Consider the following 20215-nt stretch of genomic DNA (forward strand, 5'->3'; position numbering starts at 1 on the left):
ACGTAACAGTAAAGTGTGGTCTTCCCTAGCCTTGGGAGCCTCGATCGTGACCGTAGGGGCCGTCGCCTTTGGCAGCTATTGGGTCGTGCGCGATTTGATTTTGGATCGCTTAAAAGAGAATGCATTGCTGAAGGTGCAAAAAGCGGAACAGGAAATTGATACTTGGCTCGCCGGACGCTTGGGAGAAGTGACCACCTTAGCCAACAGTCCAGCCAGCCGATCGCAGGATTGGACGATCGCAGAACCCTATTTGCAATTAGAGCAGGATCGGCTGTCGGATTTTTGGATGTTCATTTGGGTCAAGCCCGATGGCAGTTATTACACGACCCGCAACGGTTTTGCGACTGGAAAAAATCTCAGCGATCGGGCCTACTTCCAAACCGCCCTGCAGGGACAAGCCAACGTGTCGGATATGATTATTTCCCGCACAACGGGGAAGCGACAGATTAATATTGCCGCCCCGATTTGGTCTTTCCCCCCCGCCAATTACCAGCAAGTACCCGCCGATCGCCGGGAAAGCCGCGATCGGGCCCTAGCCGCCTATAACTTCCCCACTGAACCAGACCAGAAGCCAACCGTGGTGGGAATTCTGTCAGGTAATATCGCCGTTTCCCATGTAACCAATGTGGTGAATCGCACCCAGGAAGGCAAGGGAAGCTATGCCTTTGCCTTAGATTCCCAGGGGGTTCCCATTGCCCACCCCAATTCAGGCTTACTGAATGGCATCAGTAGTTTACTGGACTCCCCCAATCCCGATCTGGCACGGATTGCCCGAGCCATGGTGAAGAATCAGCAGAACGTAGAATTGATGCAACTGGATGGGCAATGGGTCTATGTGGCCTATTCACCGTTGCAGCAGGCGAAATGGTCAGTGGCGTTGGTCATTCCCCGCGCTAACTTAGAACAGCATTTGCATGCCCTCAATGTGCTGGCAACCATGGTGGGGGGCATGGTGCTGATTGCAACCCTGATTGCGATTCGGCAAATTCGTCTGTTTGAGCAAACCCGCGATCGGGCAGAACAGGAAGCCCTGTTAAATCACCAACTCCAGGAAACCAGCACCCAGCTTCAGGATGCCCTGGCCTATCTGACAGCGATCATTGATAATTTGGCCGATGGCTTGTTGGTGATTGATCGCAATGGCCTAGTCAGTCGTTACAACCCGGCGCTGTGCCAACTGTTTGGCCTCGGTGCGCTGGATATCCAGAACCAAGACAGTCGGAAAATTTTTAATCAAGCCCTGCTGGAGTTAATTCACCAAGCCAATCAGCAGCCCCAACAGGTTGTGACCGCCGAGATTCCCCTGGGGGGCGATCGCCTGGGCAAAGCCGTGATTACCCAGGTGTATAAAGCTAATCAATCAACAGAGCCAACGGACGCGGATGCGATCGCCACGGTAATTCTGATTCGGGATATTACCGCTGAGAAAGAAGTGGATCAGATGAAAACGGATTTCATTTCCACGGTCTCCCACGAACTGCGCACCCCCCTGACCTCAGTCCTAGGCTTTGCCAAATTGATTAAAAAGCGGCTGGATGAGGTGATCTTTCCTGCAGTGCCCCAGGATGAGAAGAAGATGCAACGGGCCGTGCGCCAAGTGGAAGACAACATCGACATCATTGTGGCAGAAGGGTTACGGCTAACGGCACTGATTAACGACGTGCTCGATATTGCCAAGATGGAAGCGGGCAAAGTGGAATGGAAAATGGAAGCGCTCCAGGTTGAAGAGATTGTCGATCGCGCATTGGCAGCGACAGATGCGTTGTTCCAGGCGAAGCAATTGGAATTGCGATCGGTGATTGAGCCCCATTTACCAAGGATTCTAGGCGATCGCGATCGTTTGATTCAGGTCGTGATTAACCTGCTGTCCAATGCAGTGAAATTCACAGACCAAGGTTCAGTCACCTGCGAAGTCACGCGCCAAGGCGATGGGATTACCATTCGAATTATCGATACCGGGAGCGGCATTGCACCGGAAGATCAACAATTCGTGTTTGAAAAATTCAAGCAGGTGGGCAATACGCTAACGGATAAGCCCAAGGGCACGGGGCTAGGCTTGCCCATTTGTAAGCAAATTGTGGAACATCACAGCGGCAGAATTTGGGTGGAGAGTGCATTGGGCCAAGGCAGCACCTTTGCATTTACCCTCCCGATCGCGGCGCAGGACTCCACCCAAGTGCGGGAAATGGATCTGAAAACGCTGGTGCAACAACTCAAAGCCCAAGTGCAACCACAACCAGCAGAAGCGCGATCGCAAAAACAGATTTTAGTAGTGGATGATGAAGCCCCCATTCGGAAACTACTGCGGCAACAGTTTGAAGCAGAAGGGTACCAGGTCATTGAGGCGGAAGATGGCCGCAAGGCGATGCAGCAGGTGAAAACCCAGCGACCAGATCTGATTGTTTTGGATCTGATGATGCCGGATATGAATGGCTTTGATACGGCAGCGGTGCTCAAAAATGATCCGGAAACGATGGGAATTCCGCTAGTCATTCTCTCGATTTTGGCGGAGGAAGAACGGGCCAAACGATTGGGCGATTGTTGCCTGACGAAGCCGATTAACGCGGAATTATTACTACAGGAAGTCGAATCCCTGATTTCCCAAGGGACGTCGCACCGCAAGGTGTTGGTGGTGGATGAAAACGAACATACGGTAAAAACGCTGGTGGAAGTGTTAAAAACGAAGGGATTTACCGTGGTGGAGGCCATTAACGATGCGGAATTGCTGGAAAAAACAGCCACAACGCAGCCGGATATGGTGATTGCCAATGCCCAGTTCTGGCATCATTCCACGGCGGTACAAGCGTTGAAACTGGAAAAGGGACTCGAAAACATTCTCCTGCTGTTGATTGCGGATGACCACCATGCTGCCTCTGAATCTTAAACGTCTCCTCTCTAAAAAAGATACGATCGCGCTGATCCATCAAATGGTTGCGATCGTGCCAACGCCGATCGCGATTTGTGATGCGGCAGGAAACGTGTTAGTCGGCGAGGGGAGTGCTGCATCGGGTCAGAATTATCCAGTTACGGTGGAGGGAACGGAGATCGGCTGCGTGAAGGGTCATCCGCAGGCCCAAGCGATCGCGAATTTACTGAACTACCTGGCCAGTAAGGAACTGGAAAAACGCACCCTGGCCCAGGAAACCCTCGATCGCTACAAAGAAATTACGCTGCTTTACGATCTGTCGGACAAGATCAGTGCCAATTTAGATTTACCGAAGGTGGCGGAGTTGGTGCTGCATGAGGCGCAGCGCTTGATTCCCGGCAGCAGTGGCGCGGTGATTTTAATCCATCCAGAGTCGCAGCAGGTGGAGACGATCGCGGCCTTTGGCTCCTTGCATTTTGCGATGCAGCCCTACCAGGGCATTTTGGGGAAGGTGTTGCATACCCGTAATGGCGAAATTATTAATGATGTGGCGCAGGATGACCGGGCGGATGGCGGCGAAACGAGTTTTAGTTCGTTGATTGTGGCTCCGTTAAATCGACAGGATCAGGCGATCGGGTTGCTGTGCTTGGGCAGCGAGACGCCGATTACCTATACTGCGGCGGATTTGAAGTTGGTGAATGCGTTGGCATCCCAGGCCGCAGCGGCGATCGAAAATGCCTTGTTACAAGAAAACAAGGTCCAGGAAGCCCGGATTAAAAGTAATTTGGAACGCTATGTGCCGACGCAATTGGTACAGGCGATTTTGGATTCCCAGGGGGAGATTTCCCTGGCTCCCGTGCGCAAGAATATTTCCATTTTGTTTTCTGATATTCGCAATTTCACCAGCCAGTGTGAGGAGTTACCCCCGGAAACGATCGTGAATCACTTGAATGAATACTTTACCCACATGGTGGATGTCATTTTCCATCACCAGGGCACGGTCAATAAGTTCGTGGGGGATATGATTGTGGCACTGTTTGGGGCCCCGTCGTTCCCGGAAAATAGCGAAGTACGGGCGATCGAAGCGGCGATCGCGATGCAACGGCGGATTCAAACCCATCCAGTGACTTGGATTCGCGAGCATTTCCATACGGGCATTGGCATTAGTTCGGGCTCGGTGATTGTGGGCAATATCGGTTCGCCGCAGCACATGGACTATACGGCGATCGGAGATCAGGTGAATACAGCGTCGCGGTTGCAATCGTTGGCCAAGGGGGGACAAATTTTGGTCAGTCGCAGTATCTATGAAGCGACGCGCGATCGCTTTGAGTTTAAGGAAATGGGTCAGTTAACGGTGAAGGGTAAACGGAATGCAGTGGATGTGATGGAAGTTATTTATGATATTTAAGGCAACTGCCAATGGGAGAGATCGATTAGTTGAATCATTAAAACTGAACCAGCTTGAATTACAAGAGGATTTTTAAACAAATGTCTACAACAATTTCTACACTAATGTCTAAGAAAATTCTGATTGTGGATGATGAACCCCATATTCGGTTATTGCTGGAGCAAACACTGGAGGAATTGGAAGATGATGATGTCGAGCTTTTGACGGCTTGCAATGGCCAGGAAGCGCTGGAAACCATTCAGACAGAGTCCCCGCAGTTGGTCTTTTTGGATGTGATGATGCCGTTGCTGAATGGGTTTGATGTGTGCCGCACGGTGAAGCGGGAGTTGTCGCTGTCGGAGGTGTACATCATTATGCTGACCGCCAAGGGGCAGGAGTTTGATAAGCAGCAGGGTAATGCAGTGGGGGCGGATTTGTACATGACGAAGCCGTTTGATCCCGATGAGGTGGTGGATAAGGCGCGTCAGGTACTGGGGTTGGTGGAATAGCCGATCGCCCGGTTTGAATCACTCAGAGCGATCGCCATGGGTCGGCTCCTAGAAGACGATACTTTGGCCAATGGCAAGTGAATAGATACTTCCGTGATGAGTGCTTAATGATACCCGATCGATTTTTGTAAATACGGATTGACAGCGAGGGGGTTTGTCCGTAGGCTAGTTTTTCATAGCAGCTCCATGAACATCCTTCTTTCACTTGATGGTTCGGCATGAAGCATGGGTCTGCTGGGATCCTAAAAATTTAGGGCACTACTCGGGATTGCGGTCACAACCCCAAGTAGCTAACCCCCTCGCTGCACTACCAGCAAGGAGGCTTGTTGAGAATTTTAACATTCGATCGAGCCACTCTTGTTTGTGATGTCAAACGGGGTGGCTCTAAATTTTTGGGCTTCTTTAGACCCTCATCCCCAGACCTTCTTCCACAAACAGGAGCAGGGGGAAAGATTGTATCAGGGATGGGGTTCACTACACCAAGGAGAAGCTCACATTATGGCAAAAGGTTCTAGCGATCGCAGCGATCGTGCAGTTCAACCTGAGAAACAACGCTTGCAGATCCACTTGATCGGTCACAAGGAGTTCGTGCAGGATACGATTAATCAATTCCATGCCCATCGGATTGCGGACAGGATTCACTGGAGTCAACCGATGAAGATCGTCCATTCCGACGGGCAATACATCAGCATATTGAGTCGCGAACGGCAACGTTAACGGCTAAAGCATTGGTATCCCGCAGGTTGCGTTGATTGTTGGGCAATCTGTGGGAGCTACAATTAATCAGGAATTCACCCCCGATCGGGGTTCATTGGATTTTCGGAGGCGGAGAACGATCGTGACTTACGTTTGCTCTGCTTGGGATTGTAACTGCTGAACTTGTTCGATCGTGAGACCCGTCAGCCACGAGATTTGTTCTACAGGAAGATTATCCTTCAGCATATTCAGGGCGATCGCGTTGCGCTCATCTTCCCTTGCTTCTTTGTAGACTCTGGTTTCTTCAAGCTTAGTTCCTAGCATCACATTAATTTCCTTTCGCGATAAAGTTGTAAGCCTGTACGTAATAATCGTGATCACTATATCTATTATGACTTGTTTGATAGGTAACCCAGGCTCTTCCTGCGTTACCTGATTAATCAGCATTCTCGCCTTTTCTGGAGCCTCGGAGTCACTCACGATCGTTAACATCATCGCCGCAACCCCTAACGACAAATCCTCCATTTCGCCCAACTCGTTCAAGATCGCTTACAGATCTTCTTTTCTTTGAGCTTATTTCACTCTAACAAAAATGTCATTCTGTATCGATTGCTCATCATAAGTTGTGACTTTACCATCTGGCCTAGTCATGGAATAGTGCCAACGACCAACTTCTAAAACGTATTGTTTTAGAACAGAATGCTCAGGATGCTGCTGAAGTATGTCGAGAGCAGCATCATAAAATAACTTTGATGGAACAGCGTTAGATAGCGAAATACGAGAACTCAATTTTTGAGCGCACACAAACACAGCAGCACGCACGCGAGCATCTAATGGCTTCAGAGACAACAAAGGCAAAATAACGCTACCAACCACCTCTCTCAGTTGATCTTTATCAAGGTTTGGCAGAATAGATAGAACATCATCTAAAGCTTGAGCATTAGTAGGATCATTAGAAAGTTGCTGCAAATTTTGTTCTAGTTGATTTACTAATTGAGCAGCAGCAAGCTTAGCACGTCTTGCATCAGCTTCTCGCTTCTCTTTCTTAGCTTTAGCTTTAACTTCACTCTCTTCTATTGCGGTCTTCCCGGCAGAGGTTTTAGACCATAAAGTAAATACAACACAAGAAAGTAGAAATATTAAAAAGGCCCATATAAAATTCACGAACAGAGCAAGAAGCGCGATAATGATCAGAATGAGCCCTATCCAAAGAAGTAAATCTGCCATAGCTTTGTACCTTAGATCAAATCCAAGACGAATGCATGAGTTAAGTACAACGTAGTACAAAAAACAAGTAAAAGTTAAGTGCAGCGGATTAGAAAACTGTAAAAAACAAACAACTTACTAACAGCGACTTTATCACCTGATACTGTATCAATAAAATTATAAAAATTCATGCAAGTATGCTTATTAATAGTAAATATTATGTATAAATTTATCAAGCAGTTTACTGATAAATTAATCAAAGAAAACTAGCCGAATTTTATCCTTATTAATTTTGTGTCCTAACATAACTATTGTGTACACCATATTTTCTCATCCCCCTAATCATTCTCCGGCTTAACTAACAGAACCGACTTCACTGGCCGACTGGCCGATCGCCCATTTTCATCCAATTTCCCTTCAAACTTCCGGCCTTGAAAATAGAGCGCCGATGACGTGCCCCCATCCAAATTCAACGCCCGATCGGCCCCCAACGATCGCAGCACCTCCGCCAACGATCGCAACGACAAGCCGCCCGCTGGAGCCCCCTGCGCCACCATCACCAACCAGACCCTGCCATCCGCAGCCAACCCGATCGCACTGCGCGCATTCTGAGCCTCAACCCCGATCGGATCGTGAATCACCTGTCCCTGCCGCTCCACCCAAAAGCCTTCTTCCGTCGCCGTCAACTGCGGTAACAACTGCGGCCCCGCCCCGATCGCCTCCACCAGCTCGCACCCTGCCGGAACCGCCGCCCCATGGCGCACAATCTCATAGCGCGTCTCAGCATTGCAGACATAGCGCCGCAACTCACTGCGATCGAGAATTTGCGGCAAATAGGGTTGCAACGCCGGATTCTCCATCAACCGCCGATTCTGCCTCGGATCGGCCACCCACCGCCGACCCCGCATGACAAACGAAGTCGAACCCTGATTCTCCGGATCAAAAAACCCCGCATTAATCGCCGCGATCGCCCCTGGTTGCTGCTTCACAAAATCTTCGATCGGCTGCACCGTCTCCGCCACCGCCGGACTGACCACCCAGCCTCGACCCGCCGGAACCTCCACCACATGCACGATCGCCCCCGCGATCGTCCGTGTAGAATACCGCACGATCGTTGGATCACTCGGCCCAGGAGCACCAGACTTCACCATGGCAGACCTCGGAGCAGCGTCTAATTTGGCCTTGGAGCTAGGCTGTACATCACTAGACTGCATCGAACAGCCCACCAGCCAGCCTAAGACCCCGATCGCCCCCAGCCTAACGAACCCCCGCGATCGCGTCCACACCTGTGGAACTCCCATCCGTCTGTGACTAAAACCCAAAATCATCGAAGGACACATCGGGCAAATTGGGCGGCACCACGGGTAATGAAGCCGACGTTTTATAACTTTCTCGCTTGGTCGCTGTTTCGATCGTAATCGCTTCCAACTGAATCTCCAAACTCCCCAGGGGCACCGTCAACTGTGTCGTCGATTCCAACTCCCCTTGGGCATTGGGCACAAAATCCACCAAATAGCGCGGCCCATCCAACAGCGTCCGGGTCTGCCGATCGTTAATCCACAGCTTGACATACAGTTTCGGTAGCAAATTCGGCAGCTTCACCTTCACTAGCAACGGTTGCCCCGCCACCACTTCCGCCACCGCTTCCACTTCCAACTGCGGCACGGGTACCGCTTCATTTTCCGGCAACTTCAGCGGATTTTCCGGCGTATCCGTGCCCAGGGATGGCACCGCAAAAATCGGCAGGTCATCCATCACCACCGATTCACTCACCGCCTCAGGATTCCCCAGGGATGGCGTCACGAAGGGATTGATCGGGCCGGGGGGTTCCGGGGGGGTAGCCGCTGCATCCTCCGCCCGCGTTTCCTCCGCAAAATTCGACAACCGATTCATAAACCGATCGTCCAAATTCAGCGCTTCAAACTCATCGGGCAAGCGAGCTGCCGTCACCTCGATCGTATTGGCTTCCTCAAAGGCATCCAACTCATCCAGACTGTCAAACCCTTCCAGATGGGTCGCATCCTCCACATCCTCCCAACCCTGGAACGTGCCCCCAAAGGCATCCTCAGCGTCCACCGCTAAAGACTCCGCAAAGGGATGATCAAATGTCACGGCGGCCCCATCCCCCGATCGATCCGCCGGGGCCGTTTGGAACAACTCCTCCGTCAACAGTTGATCCAAATCTTCATCCGGCAACCCTTCTACGCCTGTCGGAGTCCGATCGAACTCCGCAAAAAATTCGGGGGGTGGCGTCACCAATTCCACTTGGGGCACGGCAGAGTCACTCACACCAAAATCGATTTCTTCTTCTGCGTCGATCTCCGTCGTTGCGGTGAAATCGCCCAAATCTCCATCCAAGCCTTCCCCATCAAAGCCTTCTACAGAAAAGGACTCAAAGGATAGGTCATCATCAAAGAGATTCAAAATATCATCGGGTTCCGCCGTCTCAGCAGCAGGGTTCACGGGCTGCGGCAGGGGCGGCAATTCGATCGCTTTGCGTTCACTGGATTCGCGATCGCTGGGTTGCTTGAGTTGGGGCGGCAGGGTTTGTCCCGGACTAGCCGTCAAATCGGGCACCGTTGGCCCCTGATTCACCAAACCCAAAAACGCCAAATCCAAATCCGGCCCGCTGGGTTCCGGCGCGATCGTCGGTTCCAACAGGTCGGGCGTAATTTCCGGGGCGATCGACGCCAGCAGATCTTCTAACGCCGCTGTTACTGTAAAGCTTTGCGTCGCCACGGGCATTTGGCTGGTCCGATCGCGCAACACCACTTCCCCGAGCAACAACTGCGCCGACAAGGACGTTGGCATCGGCACCGTTAACTGGAAATCCTGGGGCACCGTTTCCATGGGCAATGCCGTTGCCCAATTCACCACCGTTTCGCCCGTTTGAGGATCTCGCAGGATCACTTGCGCATCCACCGTCGCCAGCGGGGTCGCCAGCGCGATCGTCTCCGATCGATCGTCGGTCATCGGTTCCGGGAGGATTTGGCCAGCCAGAACCAGACTTTGCCCAGCACTCCTTTCATAGGTATCCGGGTGCAGACGAATTTCCACCTGCGGCAGCGCTGGTACATTGCCCCTATTCGCAGTCTCAGCCATACCAGCCGTAATCTCAGCGGACTCCGCCAAAATCGTACTCTCAGCGATCTCATCGCTAGCAATCTTATCTCCAGCGATCGCGCCCTCAGCGGTCACCGCCGCCGGCCCATCGGCCCACACGTCACTTCCCACATCGTCTAAATCGAAATCCCCCAGATCGAGATCTATCGGTAATTCCAGCCCTGAACTTTCCCCTACGGCCACGGGCTCAAGGGAGGTTCGATCGGGCGTAGCCATCTCGTCTAAGGGCGCAAATTCCAGCTCATCCAGCAAACTTTCTAGATTGGGTTCCGGGCTAACCTCATCCTCAACTTCAGCCCCTAAATCCAGCTCTAATCCCAAATCTGGCTCTAATCCCAAATCCAGTTCCAAGCTAGGCAATTCTGCGGCGATCGCTTGCTCTGCCTCCCAGTCCTCAGCCAACAAATCTGTCCCAGTCTGGCCTAACCGATCGTCAAGATCCTCAACCTCCGGCAAGCCCAATTCCGCCAGCAGCGCCGATTCCTCATCCAGCACCTCATCATCGATCTCATCTCTATCGATCGCAGCCCTATCGATCGCCCCGGACTGCACCTCAGACTGCACCGGAGCCACCGCAGCAGCGGGCCGACTCCAATCCGGTTCCCACTCCCCGCTGACTTCCGATTCCTTCGGCAGCACATGCAACTGGACGGAATACTGACAGGTTGCCCCAATCAAATCCGTCATCAGCCCACTACCGCAATGGAGTTCCCACACCCCCGGTTGCAGCATCGTAAAGGGCATCACCACCATCAGACCATCGGCATTGGTGCGACTCTGACGGCGCTGGGTACGGCGCTTAGGCGGATCCTCCTCCGTTGCTTCGTGGGTAATCCGCAGTTCAATATCAGCATTTTTTAAGCCCGATCGCACCAAGACCCGATAGCGCCCCTCCAGAATCTCTACATCCGGCGATTCCAGGGGTAACCACGATCGATCACCCTCCTGCTGCAACAAAAAGTCCCACTTTATTTCTTGCCCAGCCATAGGTCGTATCCATGCGATAGGGGTAGCTTGGTCTACAGTCTACCGTAGGGAACGAATGTGGGATAAAACAATCAGCTCAGACACCCCCATCTGGCATAAAAATAGAGGTTTGACTTGATGACAAGTCAAACCTCAACACTTTCATCCAATTGACGAGTGGCTTTAGTAGTTCACTACGCCCTTCAGGATGTCATCGATCGTGCCAATGTTGGCCAACAGCAGATAAGCACAGAATGCACCACCCATTGCACCGATGAAGAATCCACCGGAGAACTTACTCCAACCTTGGGCACTTTGCAGTTCACTGGAGCTACCAGAGTCATCATTCTGGAAACGAGCCAACCCATGGGCAGATAGAGCCATCGTGGCAATAATAATGAGACCCATTGCACTCACCAGACCACCAAAAGCAGCCAAATCAGAGTCGCGCAGGGGACCAAGCTTCGTCCAGGGTCCTACGATGAAATAGCCGTGTGCCATCCCAACTTCGAGACCACGCAGCAGCGGAGACAGCCCCTTACGGTAAGCGGGCAGGTTTCCGATAAACGCGCGGGTAAAATCGGAGTCGCTGACGGGCGTGGAGAGGTGCCCAACGAAGGGATCGTCGTTGTAAGCCTTGACAAATTGAGCCATAGCTAGATGATTCCTAACAGTTTTCTGAAAAGGGAGAATGAACTCGCCTTCAATCATACGGGTTGAGCATCGGTAGATTCTCAGGATCGGGGGAATGCTTCAGAAAAGTTCATGGCGAAACGTTATAAAAGTTCACGCTTCTGCAAAACATGTCATTTTGTTAAGCAATGTTGCGCTCTCAGCCTGTTCAATCTCTGTGCCCAATCCCCCCAATCACAATTCGATCCCCCAGGCTCCACCCCCTTAGGACACTTCATAAACAGCCCAACAAACCGGATAAACAGCCCAACAAACCGGGAACTATAGAGAACTGTTCCCTTCTAAACTATCCAATACGGGAAGCTTGATCTGGATAGGAAATCTTGATGCGTGATTCTGCCTTGCCCCAGGAATTTATCATTCGTCCGGCCTGCCGTCGGGATGCGAGATCGATCGGTCAACTCACCCGCGAACTCGCAAACCTCGCCTTCAGCAAACCCGCCAGTTCAACCGCCCGCCCCCCAGTGACCTTTGTCCAAGTTTATAAAGCTTTTCAGCAGATTCACCCCCATCCCCATCCATCATTCCAGGGCAGAGCCTGGTGGGGCTATTTTGGCTGGGGAGTCACGATCGCGATCGGCCTTTACTACCTGCAAACCCTACCTGAACCCACTGGAGTGATCCTAGCTTGGCTGATTTTCGGCCTGAGCCTGGTGATGTTGGCAATCCTTCTGATTCCCTGGATCAACTGGTCAGACTACTGGGTCATTGAATACCAGGGCACTGTGGTGGCCTGCGCCAAACTCTACCTCAATCCAACCCATTCAGAAGTCTACGATGTCTTTGTGCATCCCGATTGGCGCGGTCAGGGGCTGGGGGCTGCGCTGCTGCAAACCCTGATCCAGAAAGCCACAATCCCGATTTACCTTGCCAGTCTGCCCACCACCATTTCGTTTTATCAAAAGCTGGGGTTCGCCCCGATCGAACCTTGGGATTTGGAACCTCAGCTCAGAACCCGTCTCAGCATCAACAATCCCAAGTTTCGCTACCGAGGACTGACTGCCATGGTGCTGACCTGCCGAGGTTAGGCAGCAGGTGATTAGACGGGATGCTTAGACTCGTTACTACTGGACTCTGACACTGGATGATGACACTGGCCCCTGGGCCATCAGTTGCATTGAGCCTTAGGCTATCAGTTACATCGTGCCCTGGGCCATCAGTCGCCGCCAATCGTCACAGTACTGGGCAATATCCGCCTGCTGGATTTCGCTTTGATCGCCCGTGGTCAACCACTTGAGCTGCACGGTGCGCTTCTCCGCTTCCGCATCTCCCAAAATCAGACAGGCCGCTGCCCCCGATCGATCGGCTCGCTTGAACTGTTTGCCAAAGGCACTGCCACTGAGATCCAGTTCCGCCTTAAACCCTGCCTGTCGCAGTTGTTGGGCAATGCGTAACGCCTGCGCCTCCGCCTTTTCCCCTCGGGAGACGAGGTAGAAATCCGTTTTGACGATCGGAGCCGCTTGCACCTTTTGCAGTAGTAAAATCAACCGCTCCAAGCCCATGGCCCAGCCCACCGCTGGCGTTTCTGGGCCGCCCAACTCTGCCACCAGACCGTCATAGCGTCCCCCCGCACAGACCGTAGCCTGGGCTCCCAAATCATCGGACTGGATTTCAAACACCGTGTGGGTGTAGTAGTCCAGACCCCGCACGAGCCGAGGATTGACCTTACAAGCAATGCCCAAATCCGCCAACAGTTGCTGCACCCGATCGAAGCGGGCTTTAGACGCTGGGCTCAGGTGATCCAAAATGCTGGGTGCGCCATCCAGAATGCGCTGGGTGTTTTGATCCTTGGAGTCCAAAATGCGCAGGGGATTGCGGTTCAGGCGATCCTGGGAATCCGGATCCAAGTCAGTTTTGTAGGGCGTTAGATAGTCCACCAGCGCCGATCGAAAGGCTTGACGATCGGTCCCGTCGCCAATGGAATTTAAATCAAACTTCAAATCCTTCAGTCCCAAGGCTTGCAGGATATCGGTCGCGACCGCGATCGCTTCCACATCCGCCCGCTCATCGCCACTACCGAGCAACTCCAAGCCCAGCTGGTGGAACTGCCGCTGCCGTCCAGCCTGGGGTCGTTCGTAGCGGAACATCGGCCCCACATACCACAGCCGTTGCGGGCCACCCTGAGCCTGTAACCCATGCTCAATGTACGATCGCACCGCCCCCGCCGTTCCCTCCGGACGCAGGGTTAACGATCGCTCCCCCCGATCGAGGAAGGTATACATTTCCTTACTGACAACATCGGTGGCTTCTCCCATCCCCCGCGCAAACAAATCCGTCTGCTCAAAAATGGGGGTGCGAATTTCCCGAAAAGCCGCACGGTTGAGAATCTCCCGCGCCGTTGCTTCCACAAACTGCCAAGTGCTGACCTCGTCGGGCAGAATGTCTCGTGTCCCGCGAATTGCCTGAATAGAACCCATGATGTCTCAGTCTCTGATTACCGTGCCGTAAGACGTTATCTAGTCAAAGCTATCTAGGCGAAGCTATCTGGTGATAAGCCGTTTGGTTACAACGAGATGCCCAGCTAGCTGCAACGCTCCCACGCGCCATAGCGATCGCCATAGTACGCCAAAATGTGATCAACCTGGTGTTGAGCCTCCGGTCGATCGGGTAGTTCAATCTGTAAGCCCCCCAATTGGCTTTGCAGATAGTCAAATTGCCGAGACGTTTGGGGCAAACACTGCACCGTTACCCCGTCAACCTGTTCTAGATGCGCCGCAATTTCTCGGTAAACCGCGAGAGGAACCGAATCATTCTTCACAGAAAACACTATCATGCCTACAACTAAGCCCCTTCTCCCTGTTTATAGGCTGGTAACGTGCAGCAGTTCACCTCATCTAGACAAACTTTGCCCCATTGCAATGCCCACCGAACCAAAGCAACTCGGTTCTCGGTCTCGGTTTTTGTCAGAATATTGCTAATGTGGTTGTCTACGGTGCGCTTGCTGATATCCAGCTTTTCAGCAATCTCCTGATTGGTCAAACCAGCCGCTACCAGCTCAATGACCTGAAGTTCTCGATCGGATAGCGGGGCTTGAGCTTGAGAATCACTTTCTGCCATAGAGGTCTCAACACCAAATGCGTACATATGCTTATGCTCATTGTAGTTCTAGGAAGCGATAGGCGAAACTGACTGTTAACGCTTTGAAGTTTCTTTTTGAAAAGTTTCTGTTCACGCGATCGCATCAACCATGGCCAAAGACGCTTCCATCCAATGTCCCAACCCATTCTGTAAAGCGCCCAACCCAGATGATCACGTCTTCTGCGATCGCTGTCAGACGTTTATTCCTCAACACTATCTTTGGGCGACGGGGGGCGGAGCGGAACATTTGGCCGTGGGAACGTTAGTTGCGGATCGCTATCGTGTCCTTGCCCCTCAGGTTTTACTGGACACGACCCCCGGACTGCTGCCAGATCTGCCCCTGGAAATTTCCCTCAAACTGGAAACCTATTTACGACTGCTGGCCCATCGGCCCAGAACCCCCCAAGTCTACGGTATTATCCGCAACCATGACACAGAACCGATTATTCTGCTGGAAGAGGGAGGGGTCTATGGTGCACACACCTTGAGCACCACGGGAGAATCCTTAGCGGGATGCGTCATGCCAGAACTGATTGAGCGCTGGGAAACCGCATCCCATTTACAACAAGTGAATTGGATCCTCCAGTTGGCAGAACTCTGGAAACCCCTCTCTTTAGTCAAAGCTTCGGCTACGCTGTTGCAACCAGAACTGATCAGAATTAACGGGGGAATGGTTCACCTGTTAGAAGTGCTGTACCAGCCCAATCTAGAAGTGACCCTGCCCCACCTGGGAGAATTTTGGCGAGAGCTTGCTGATACCAGTGCCAATCCTAAGTTTTGGATTAGTCTCAGCGATCGTTTGATCCAGAAGGAGATTAGTGAATTTGATCAATTAATTAATCTTCTGGATCACGAGATTAGTCAAACTTCCCAGTCAGGGGGACGTGTTTTCATCACTACCCAAACCGATCAAGGGCCTAATCGCCAACGCAATGAAGATTCCTGCTATCCCGTTCCTGGAACATTTACTGAGTTGCCTTTGACGAATTCTGCCCAATCTTTGGTCTTGGTTTGTGACGGAATTGGTGGCCATGAAGGCGGCAATGTTGCATCCAATTTGGCGATCGAAACGGCTCTAGAAACGGTCAGTAAGAAAACAATTTCCAGTTTTGACGGGGCGAGACGGGCGCTGGCCAAGGCTATCCGCCAAGCCAATGATGCCATCTGTGCTCGGAATGACCAGGAAGAACGGACAGAACGCCAACGCATGGGAACGACGATCGTGGCGGGCTTGATCTATGGCAACCAGCTTTGTATTGCCCACATTGGGGATAGTCGTGCCTATCGGATTACGCGCCAAGGCTGCTACCAAGTCACGATCGATGATGACATTGCATCGCGGGATGTGCGCCAGGGGTATACGCTCTACCGGGAAGCGATTCAACATTCCAGCTCGGGGGCTCTGACCCAAGCCCTTGGCATGGTTCCTTCTTCGCTGCTGTATCCCCACACGAAGCGGTTTGTGTTTGACGAGGATTGTATCTATCTTCTTTGTTCCGATGGGTTAAGTGATTTCGATCGCATTGAAGAAGCTTGGGCGCTGGAGTTACTGCCGGTGCTGGACGGCAAAGCCGACTTGACTGAAGCTTGTCAGCGGTTGCTAGAAATTGCTAATGTTCGCAATGGCCACGACAACGTGACGATAGCGCTACTACAGTATCAAGCTGCCAATCAACCGATAACGGAGCCTCTCACCCAACCCCCTAAGGCAGAATCGATTGCCGATCAGGATACCGCAGAGTTACGATCGACCAGGGTCAGTTCTCGGTTGAGAACCCGGCTAGTCAAGCCTTCTAGCCCCTCCCCTCGCCCTTGGGTGCTCTGGTTTTTGTTTCTGAGTCTAACGCTGTCGGCGGTAGGCGTAGCCTGGGTTTTGCTGGGGGGTAATACAGGACTGTTTTCCCGATCGTCCTCAGCCCCTCGTCCTGACTCTTCCCTGCGGGAATTTTCCCTAGGACAATTGATTAAGGTAAAACCGGATGCCCGATCGCCCCAGGGTCTGTCGCTCTTGCCCCAACCTACTAAACAGACCGCTGGGGGGATTCCCCTGAAAGTTGGGGAGGTAGGAGCGGGATCAATCCTCCAAGTGTTACAGGTTGAAACTTCCAGTGATGCCTCGGTCGAACCGTGGGTTAAGTTAAAGCTCTGTTCAGGGCCAGGGACACCGAATCCCACCAGTTCGGGTTCTCCCAGCCCCTCAACTTCTCCCAGTCCCACGGCCAAAGCTTCGCCTGCATCGATCGCGCCGTCCCAGCAACCCCCATCTCAAACCTCTGCTCCCGCTCCGCCAGCCGAGTCAGTGTTAGCTGGGGTGGAGGGTTGGCAGCAGGCGGGGCTGCTGAGTCGTGCTACGGAGTCCCTGCCGGTGATGCCCAACGCCTCGATCGGCGCTTGTACCCTGCCGCCTTCGTCACCTCTGCCGCCTAGCCCTCAATAGTCTCTAGTAAGTCTCTAAGTAGGCAGTTGTGGGGGGCGGATAGTTCAGTTCAGTCGTTCGGAACAAGATTTAGGAACAAGTTAGCATGGGTTCTTCGGACATTCCCTGTCTCAATTTGGCCATCGATCGTCTGCGGGCGACGGGGGCAAATCACTTTGCGATCCATGTTATCCATGCCCCCTACCGGGCGGGATACGTTTTGCATGATGGTCTGTGGTCGGAGTCGCTTTCCCAGGTTTGGACTTCTTGGCAGGAAATGTTTGCGGTGCGATCGGTGCCGACGGTGCCCTTCGTCTCGGAAGCGGGACTGCCCCCCTCCAAACCCCCAGTCATGGAAACGGGGACGGCACCCTCTGGACAGGCGGTTCCCTATAGTGTGCGATTGATGCAAACTTTAGGGATTAATCTATGGCAATGGCTGTTTACTGGGCCGATCCAGACTTGTCTCAGTCAGAGTCAAGGGATTGCCATGGGCCAAAATAAGCCGTTACGGCTGCGGTTGGATATTCGGGATCCCGATTTGATTGCGGTGCCCTGGGAAATTATGCAAAGTCAGGCGGGTAAGCCCGCGATTTCCCTTGGCCAACAGGTTTTGTTCAGCCGGACAACCAGTGATGTGGAAGATTTGCCGCTGCTGCGAACGGAGCAGATGCTGAATGTGTTGCTGGTGTTGGGCCAAGATTCTGCGCCTAATCTTGATCTGAATCCTGGATCAGCGTTTAGTGACGTGACGCAGCAACATCTGGAACCCGACGATCGCCTGAAGTTGGATCAAGAGGCAGAAGCCCTCTCGCGGGTGTTGCGTAACTCGAGTCGCTTTGGCAATGCGGCACTCTGTAATGTGGATGTGTTGGTGCAACCGTCGCCCGCAGAATTGATTGCCCGCTTGGAAACGCAGCAATACAATGTTCTGTTCTATGCAGGCCATGGGATTCCGGCTCCCGATGGGGGACTCTTGTTCCTGCGATCGGATATGGCGATGAATGGTACGGAATTGGCGCAGGTATTGCGACGGGGGCGGGTCAAGCTGGCGGTGTTTAATGCTTGCTGGGGTGCGCAACCCGATCACCAGGGGGGCCAGACGATCCCCCGCAGCAGTTTGGCGGAGGTGTTGCTGCACCATGGAGTTCCGGCTGTACTCGCGATGCGGGATTCGATTACGGATCAGGAAGCGTTGGCATTTATTCAAGCATTTTCCCAGGCGTTGGCGGAACGGTTGTCGATCGACCAGGCGATGGCGGTGGCGCGGCAGAATTTGCTGACGTTGTTTAAGTTTAATCAGCAGGCTTGGACGTTGCCGGTGCTCTACATGCATCCGGAGTTTGATGGGGAGTTGATTAAACCCTTAGATGAAAGTTTGACGCAAATCCCTAGTAATCCGAGCCAATTTGGTCGCAAGATGCCGATCGCCTCACTGCGATCGTTAATCACCTCGCGGATGTGGACGATTCGGGGTGGGCTGATGCGGGTGGGCATTAGCGAAGATAATGATCTGGTACTGCGGGGAGAACCGGGGGTGTCTCGAAAACATGCCGAAATTTTCTGCCGCAATGCCTTTAATGGAGATGAAGCGCTGACCTATCATTTGCGGGATTTTTCGCGCTATGGCACTTGGGTCTTGGGATCGCAGGGCTGGCAAAAGATTAATCACCAAGAGGTGCAGCTTTACCCTGGAACGCAACTCAAGTTTGGGGGATCGCAAAATTCAGTCTTGGAGTTTGTCGTGACCGATCCGGAGGGGGCTGAGTGGACGTACTAGCCCCAGCAATTCACTGAATGAATCTCTATGAATCTCTATGAATCCCTATGAATCCACCTATGGGCTACATAAATGATTTGGGGCAAAGCCGATCAATATTCGTAAACCAACGGAGAGAGCTTGAAGATGTCAGGGTTGGAGCAGTGGATTGTACGGAATGCGGGTTGATGCAACTTGGGCTAGGTTAAAATCTGCGCAATCTGGGCTAAGTCTAAATCTGGGCTAGGTTAGAATCTGGGCTAGGTTAAATCTGGGCTTAGCTTGGGATGCGTGACTGTTTTTCAGTGGTGTTTTTCCAGTTAGGATGGAGCGATGGTGAAGTTACTTGCAGGGCTATTGATCCTAGGCGCGTTGGGATTGTTGGTCTATTCTGTTTTGCAGGATCGCCGCCGATCGGGGAGTGGTCGGGGCTTGAGCGGCAAGATTGATAGCAAATTGTTGAAAGCGACGAAGGGCGATCGGGCTTTGGCAGAACGATTGCTCCGGGGGGCACAGTTGAAGTATCCTGGCAAATCCGATCGGTGGTATGTGGAAAAAGTCCTCTATGACTTACAACGAGATGGAGCAGGCCCGGTGCGTTAGAACGGATCATGCCGGAGAACGGATCAGCCATAGTCTTTTCTGGACAAGCAATAGAAAATCAACGTTTGTTGAATAAATAAACAATTGCTTCAAACAATACACAATTGTTAAATCCAGGGGGAAAGTTAAGAAACTGTCCTGACAATGGGAAGTGAAGCATTCAAGTCTTAGGCTATGCCGTATCTCTGTGAATTAAATAACGGGCAACGAATTTATCTCGAGAATCATGGTCAGCAGACGACCATGACGATCGCTGCTTCCCAGCCCGGTCAGCAACAGCAATCGGGGACTAGTTTTACCACCGGAGCCTGGGTCGCGCCGCCGGAAGCGTTTCAATTCTCGAATGGCGTGGTGATTAAACTGCGGACAGAGCAGGGCGAACTCGCGATCCAAGTGCAGGGATCGAGTGCAGCTATGGTGCAAGGTTTTCCGGCGGGTAGCCAGGGGCAGGCGCTGCAAATGCAACAGACCGCAACTATGCCGGGAATGCAGCCCATGCCAGAAATGAAATCTATGCCAGAAATGAAATCTATGCCAGAAATGAAATCTATGCAACCGATGCAGCCCCTGCGGATGGGGGATATGCAGATGAGCCTGAATCCGATGGAAATGCGAATGGGGAATATGGAAATGAAAATGGGCACTCCAACTGTGTCTTCGGCAGCGGCTTCTAGTGTTGCTTCTAGCAATGTATCAAATGTAAGTTCTAACGTTAGTTCTAATGTTAGTTCTAATGTTGTTTCTGGTAGTAATTCTACCGTGGTTCCTAATGCTAGGCGATTTTGTACACAGTGTGGGAATGCGGTTCAAGCCACCGATCGCTTCTGTGCCAGTTGTGGTCATCAGTTGAGCTAGGGGTGGCTGAATGGTTGACTGCTGGACTGACGATCGCTGGGCGAGCGGCTGCAAAGAT

The 20215-nt window shown here is 52.4% G+C and carries 18 protein-coding genes; 10 read left to right on the forward strand and 8 right to left on the reverse strand.

Annotation, left to right across the window (positions count from 1 at the left end; all coding sequences use genetic code 11):
- Nucleotides 1-13: 13 nt before the first annotated feature.
- The 4 genes from H6G21_RS08450 (at nucleotide 14) to H6G21_RS08465 (ending at nucleotide 5479) form a co-directional block, all read left to right on the forward strand.
- Complete coding sequence (locus tag H6G21_RS08450; RefSeq protein ID WP_190572659.1) at nucleotides 14-2884, forward strand: ATP-binding protein; 2871 nt, start codon at nucleotides 14-16, stop codon at nucleotides 2882-2884.
- Nucleotides 2865-4274, forward strand: a complete 1410-nt coding sequence (locus tag H6G21_RS08455; protein WP_190572661.1) for an adenylate/guanylate cyclase domain-containing protein — start codon at nucleotides 2865-2867, stop codon at nucleotides 4272-4274. Before H6G21_RS08450 ends, H6G21_RS08455 begins: the two co-directional genes overlap by 20 nt.
- 104 nt (nucleotides 4275-4378) lie before the next feature.
- Nucleotides 4379-4762, forward strand: a complete 384-nt coding sequence (locus H6G21_RS08460; protein WP_190572879.1) for a response regulator — start codon at nucleotides 4379-4381, stop codon at nucleotides 4760-4762.
- Nucleotides 4763-5260: 498 nt separating this feature from the next.
- Nucleotides 5261-5479 carry a hypothetical protein gene (locus H6G21_RS08465; protein WP_190569479.1) on the forward strand — a complete coding sequence of 73 codons (219 nt, stop codon included), beginning with the start codon at nucleotides 5261-5263 and terminating at the stop codon, nucleotides 5477-5479.
- 126 nt (nucleotides 5480-5605) lie between these two features.
- Here H6G21_RS08465 and H6G21_RS08470 read toward each other — a convergent pair whose 3' ends face one another.
- From H6G21_RS08470 to H6G21_RS08480, 3 genes are all read right to left on the reverse strand, one after another.
- Nucleotides 5606-6001: a DUF2887 domain-containing protein gene (locus H6G21_RS08470; RefSeq protein ID WP_347277997.1), complete on the reverse strand. Its 396-nt coding sequence runs from the start codon at nucleotides 5999-6001 to the stop codon at nucleotides 5606-5608.
- Between the two features lie 30 nt (nucleotides 6002-6031).
- On the reverse strand, nucleotides 6032-6685 hold the full coding sequence (locus H6G21_RS08475; RefSeq protein WP_190572665.1) for a hypothetical protein: 654 nt from the start codon (nucleotides 6683-6685) through the stop codon (nucleotides 6032-6034).
- A 317-nt stretch (nucleotides 6686-7002) separates the two neighbouring features.
- Complete coding sequence (locus H6G21_RS08480) at nucleotides 7003-7815, reverse strand: phosphodiester glycosidase family protein (protein ID WP_190572667.1); 813 nt, start codon at nucleotides 7813-7815, stop codon at nucleotides 7003-7005.
- On the opposite strand from H6G21_RS08480, the gene H6G21_RS08485 reads away from it, so the two are divergent.
- Entirely contained in the window at nucleotides 7814-7975 is a 162-nt protein-coding gene (locus H6G21_RS08485) for a hypothetical protein (protein ID WP_190572669.1), read from the forward strand. The two genes, H6G21_RS08480 and H6G21_RS08485, sit on opposite strands and share 2 nt — an antisense overlap.
- On the opposite strand, the gene H6G21_RS08490 is transcribed toward H6G21_RS08485, so the two are convergent.
- Together H6G21_RS08490 and H6G21_RS08495 are read right to left on the reverse strand one after the other, a co-directional pair.
- Complete coding sequence (locus H6G21_RS08490; RefSeq protein ID WP_190572671.1) at nucleotides 7976-10774, reverse strand: hypothetical protein; 2799 nt, start codon at nucleotides 10772-10774, stop codon at nucleotides 7976-7978. It lies immediately after the preceding gene.
- Between the two features lie 162 nt (nucleotides 10775-10936).
- The gene (locus tag H6G21_RS08495) at nucleotides 10937-11407 is read right to left on the reverse strand and encodes a photosystem I reaction center protein subunit XI (protein WP_190572674.1); all 471 of its coding nucleotides are present in this window, start codon (nucleotides 11405-11407) and stop codon (nucleotides 10937-10939) included.
- A 365-nt stretch (nucleotides 11408-11772) separates the two neighbouring features.
- Between H6G21_RS08495 and H6G21_RS08500 the strand changes: the two genes are divergently transcribed.
- Nucleotides 11773-12474: a GNAT family N-acetyltransferase gene (locus H6G21_RS08500; protein WP_190572676.1), complete on the forward strand. Its 702-nt coding sequence runs from the start codon at nucleotides 11773-11775 to the stop codon at nucleotides 12472-12474.
- Between the two features lie 108 nt (nucleotides 12475-12582).
- Here the strand turns inward: H6G21_RS08500 and hisS are convergent, their stop codons facing one another.
- The 3 genes from hisS to H6G21_RS08515 all read right to left on the reverse strand — a co-directional run bounded on the left by hisS (nucleotide 12583) and on the right by H6G21_RS08515 (nucleotide 14503).
- Entirely contained in the window at nucleotides 12583-13863 is a 1281-nt protein-coding gene (gene hisS / locus H6G21_RS08505; RefSeq protein WP_190572679.1) for a histidine--tRNA ligase, read from the reverse strand.
- Between the two features lie 104 nt (nucleotides 13864-13967).
- Complete coding sequence (locus tag H6G21_RS08510) at nucleotides 13968-14219, reverse strand: hypothetical protein (protein WP_190572681.1); 252 nt, start codon at nucleotides 14217-14219, stop codon at nucleotides 13968-13970.
- An 8-nt stretch (nucleotides 14220-14227) separates the two neighbouring features.
- Entirely contained in the window at nucleotides 14228-14503 is a 276-nt protein-coding gene (locus H6G21_RS08515) for a response regulator transcription factor (protein ID WP_190572683.1), read from the reverse strand.
- A 130-nt stretch (nucleotides 14504-14633) separates the two neighbouring features.
- Between H6G21_RS08515 and H6G21_RS08520 the strand changes: the two genes are divergently transcribed.
- The 4 genes from H6G21_RS08520 (at nucleotide 14634) to H6G21_RS08535 (ending at nucleotide 20157) form a co-directional block, all read left to right on the forward strand.
- Nucleotides 14634-16961, forward strand: coding sequence for a protein phosphatase 2C domain-containing protein (locus H6G21_RS08520; RefSeq protein WP_190572684.1), 2328 nt, complete (start codon nucleotides 14634-14636; stop codon nucleotides 16959-16961).
- An 85-nt stretch (nucleotides 16962-17046) separates the two neighbouring features.
- Nucleotides 17047-18720 (forward strand): CHAT domain-containing protein, encoded by a 1674-nt coding sequence (locus H6G21_RS08525; RefSeq protein ID WP_190572686.1) that lies wholly within the window; start codon nucleotides 17047-17049, stop codon nucleotides 18718-18720.
- Between the two features lie 312 nt (nucleotides 18721-19032).
- Nucleotides 19033-19302 carry a hypothetical protein gene (locus H6G21_RS08530; RefSeq protein WP_190572688.1) on the forward strand — a complete coding sequence of 90 codons (270 nt, stop codon included), beginning with the start codon at nucleotides 19033-19035 and terminating at the stop codon, nucleotides 19300-19302.
- A 174-nt stretch (nucleotides 19303-19476) separates the two neighbouring features.
- The gene (locus tag H6G21_RS08535; RefSeq protein ID WP_190572690.1) at nucleotides 19477-20157 is read left to right on the forward strand and encodes a zinc ribbon domain-containing protein; all 681 of its coding nucleotides are present in this window, start codon (nucleotides 19477-19479) and stop codon (nucleotides 20155-20157) included.
- The last annotated feature ends 58 nt before the right edge of the window (nucleotides 20158-20215 follow it).

It is taken from the genome of Alkalinema sp. FACHB-956 (assembly GCF_014697025.1).
Lineage (GTDB): Bacteria > Cyanobacteriota > Cyanobacteriia > Leptolyngbyales > Leptolyngbyaceae > Alkalinema.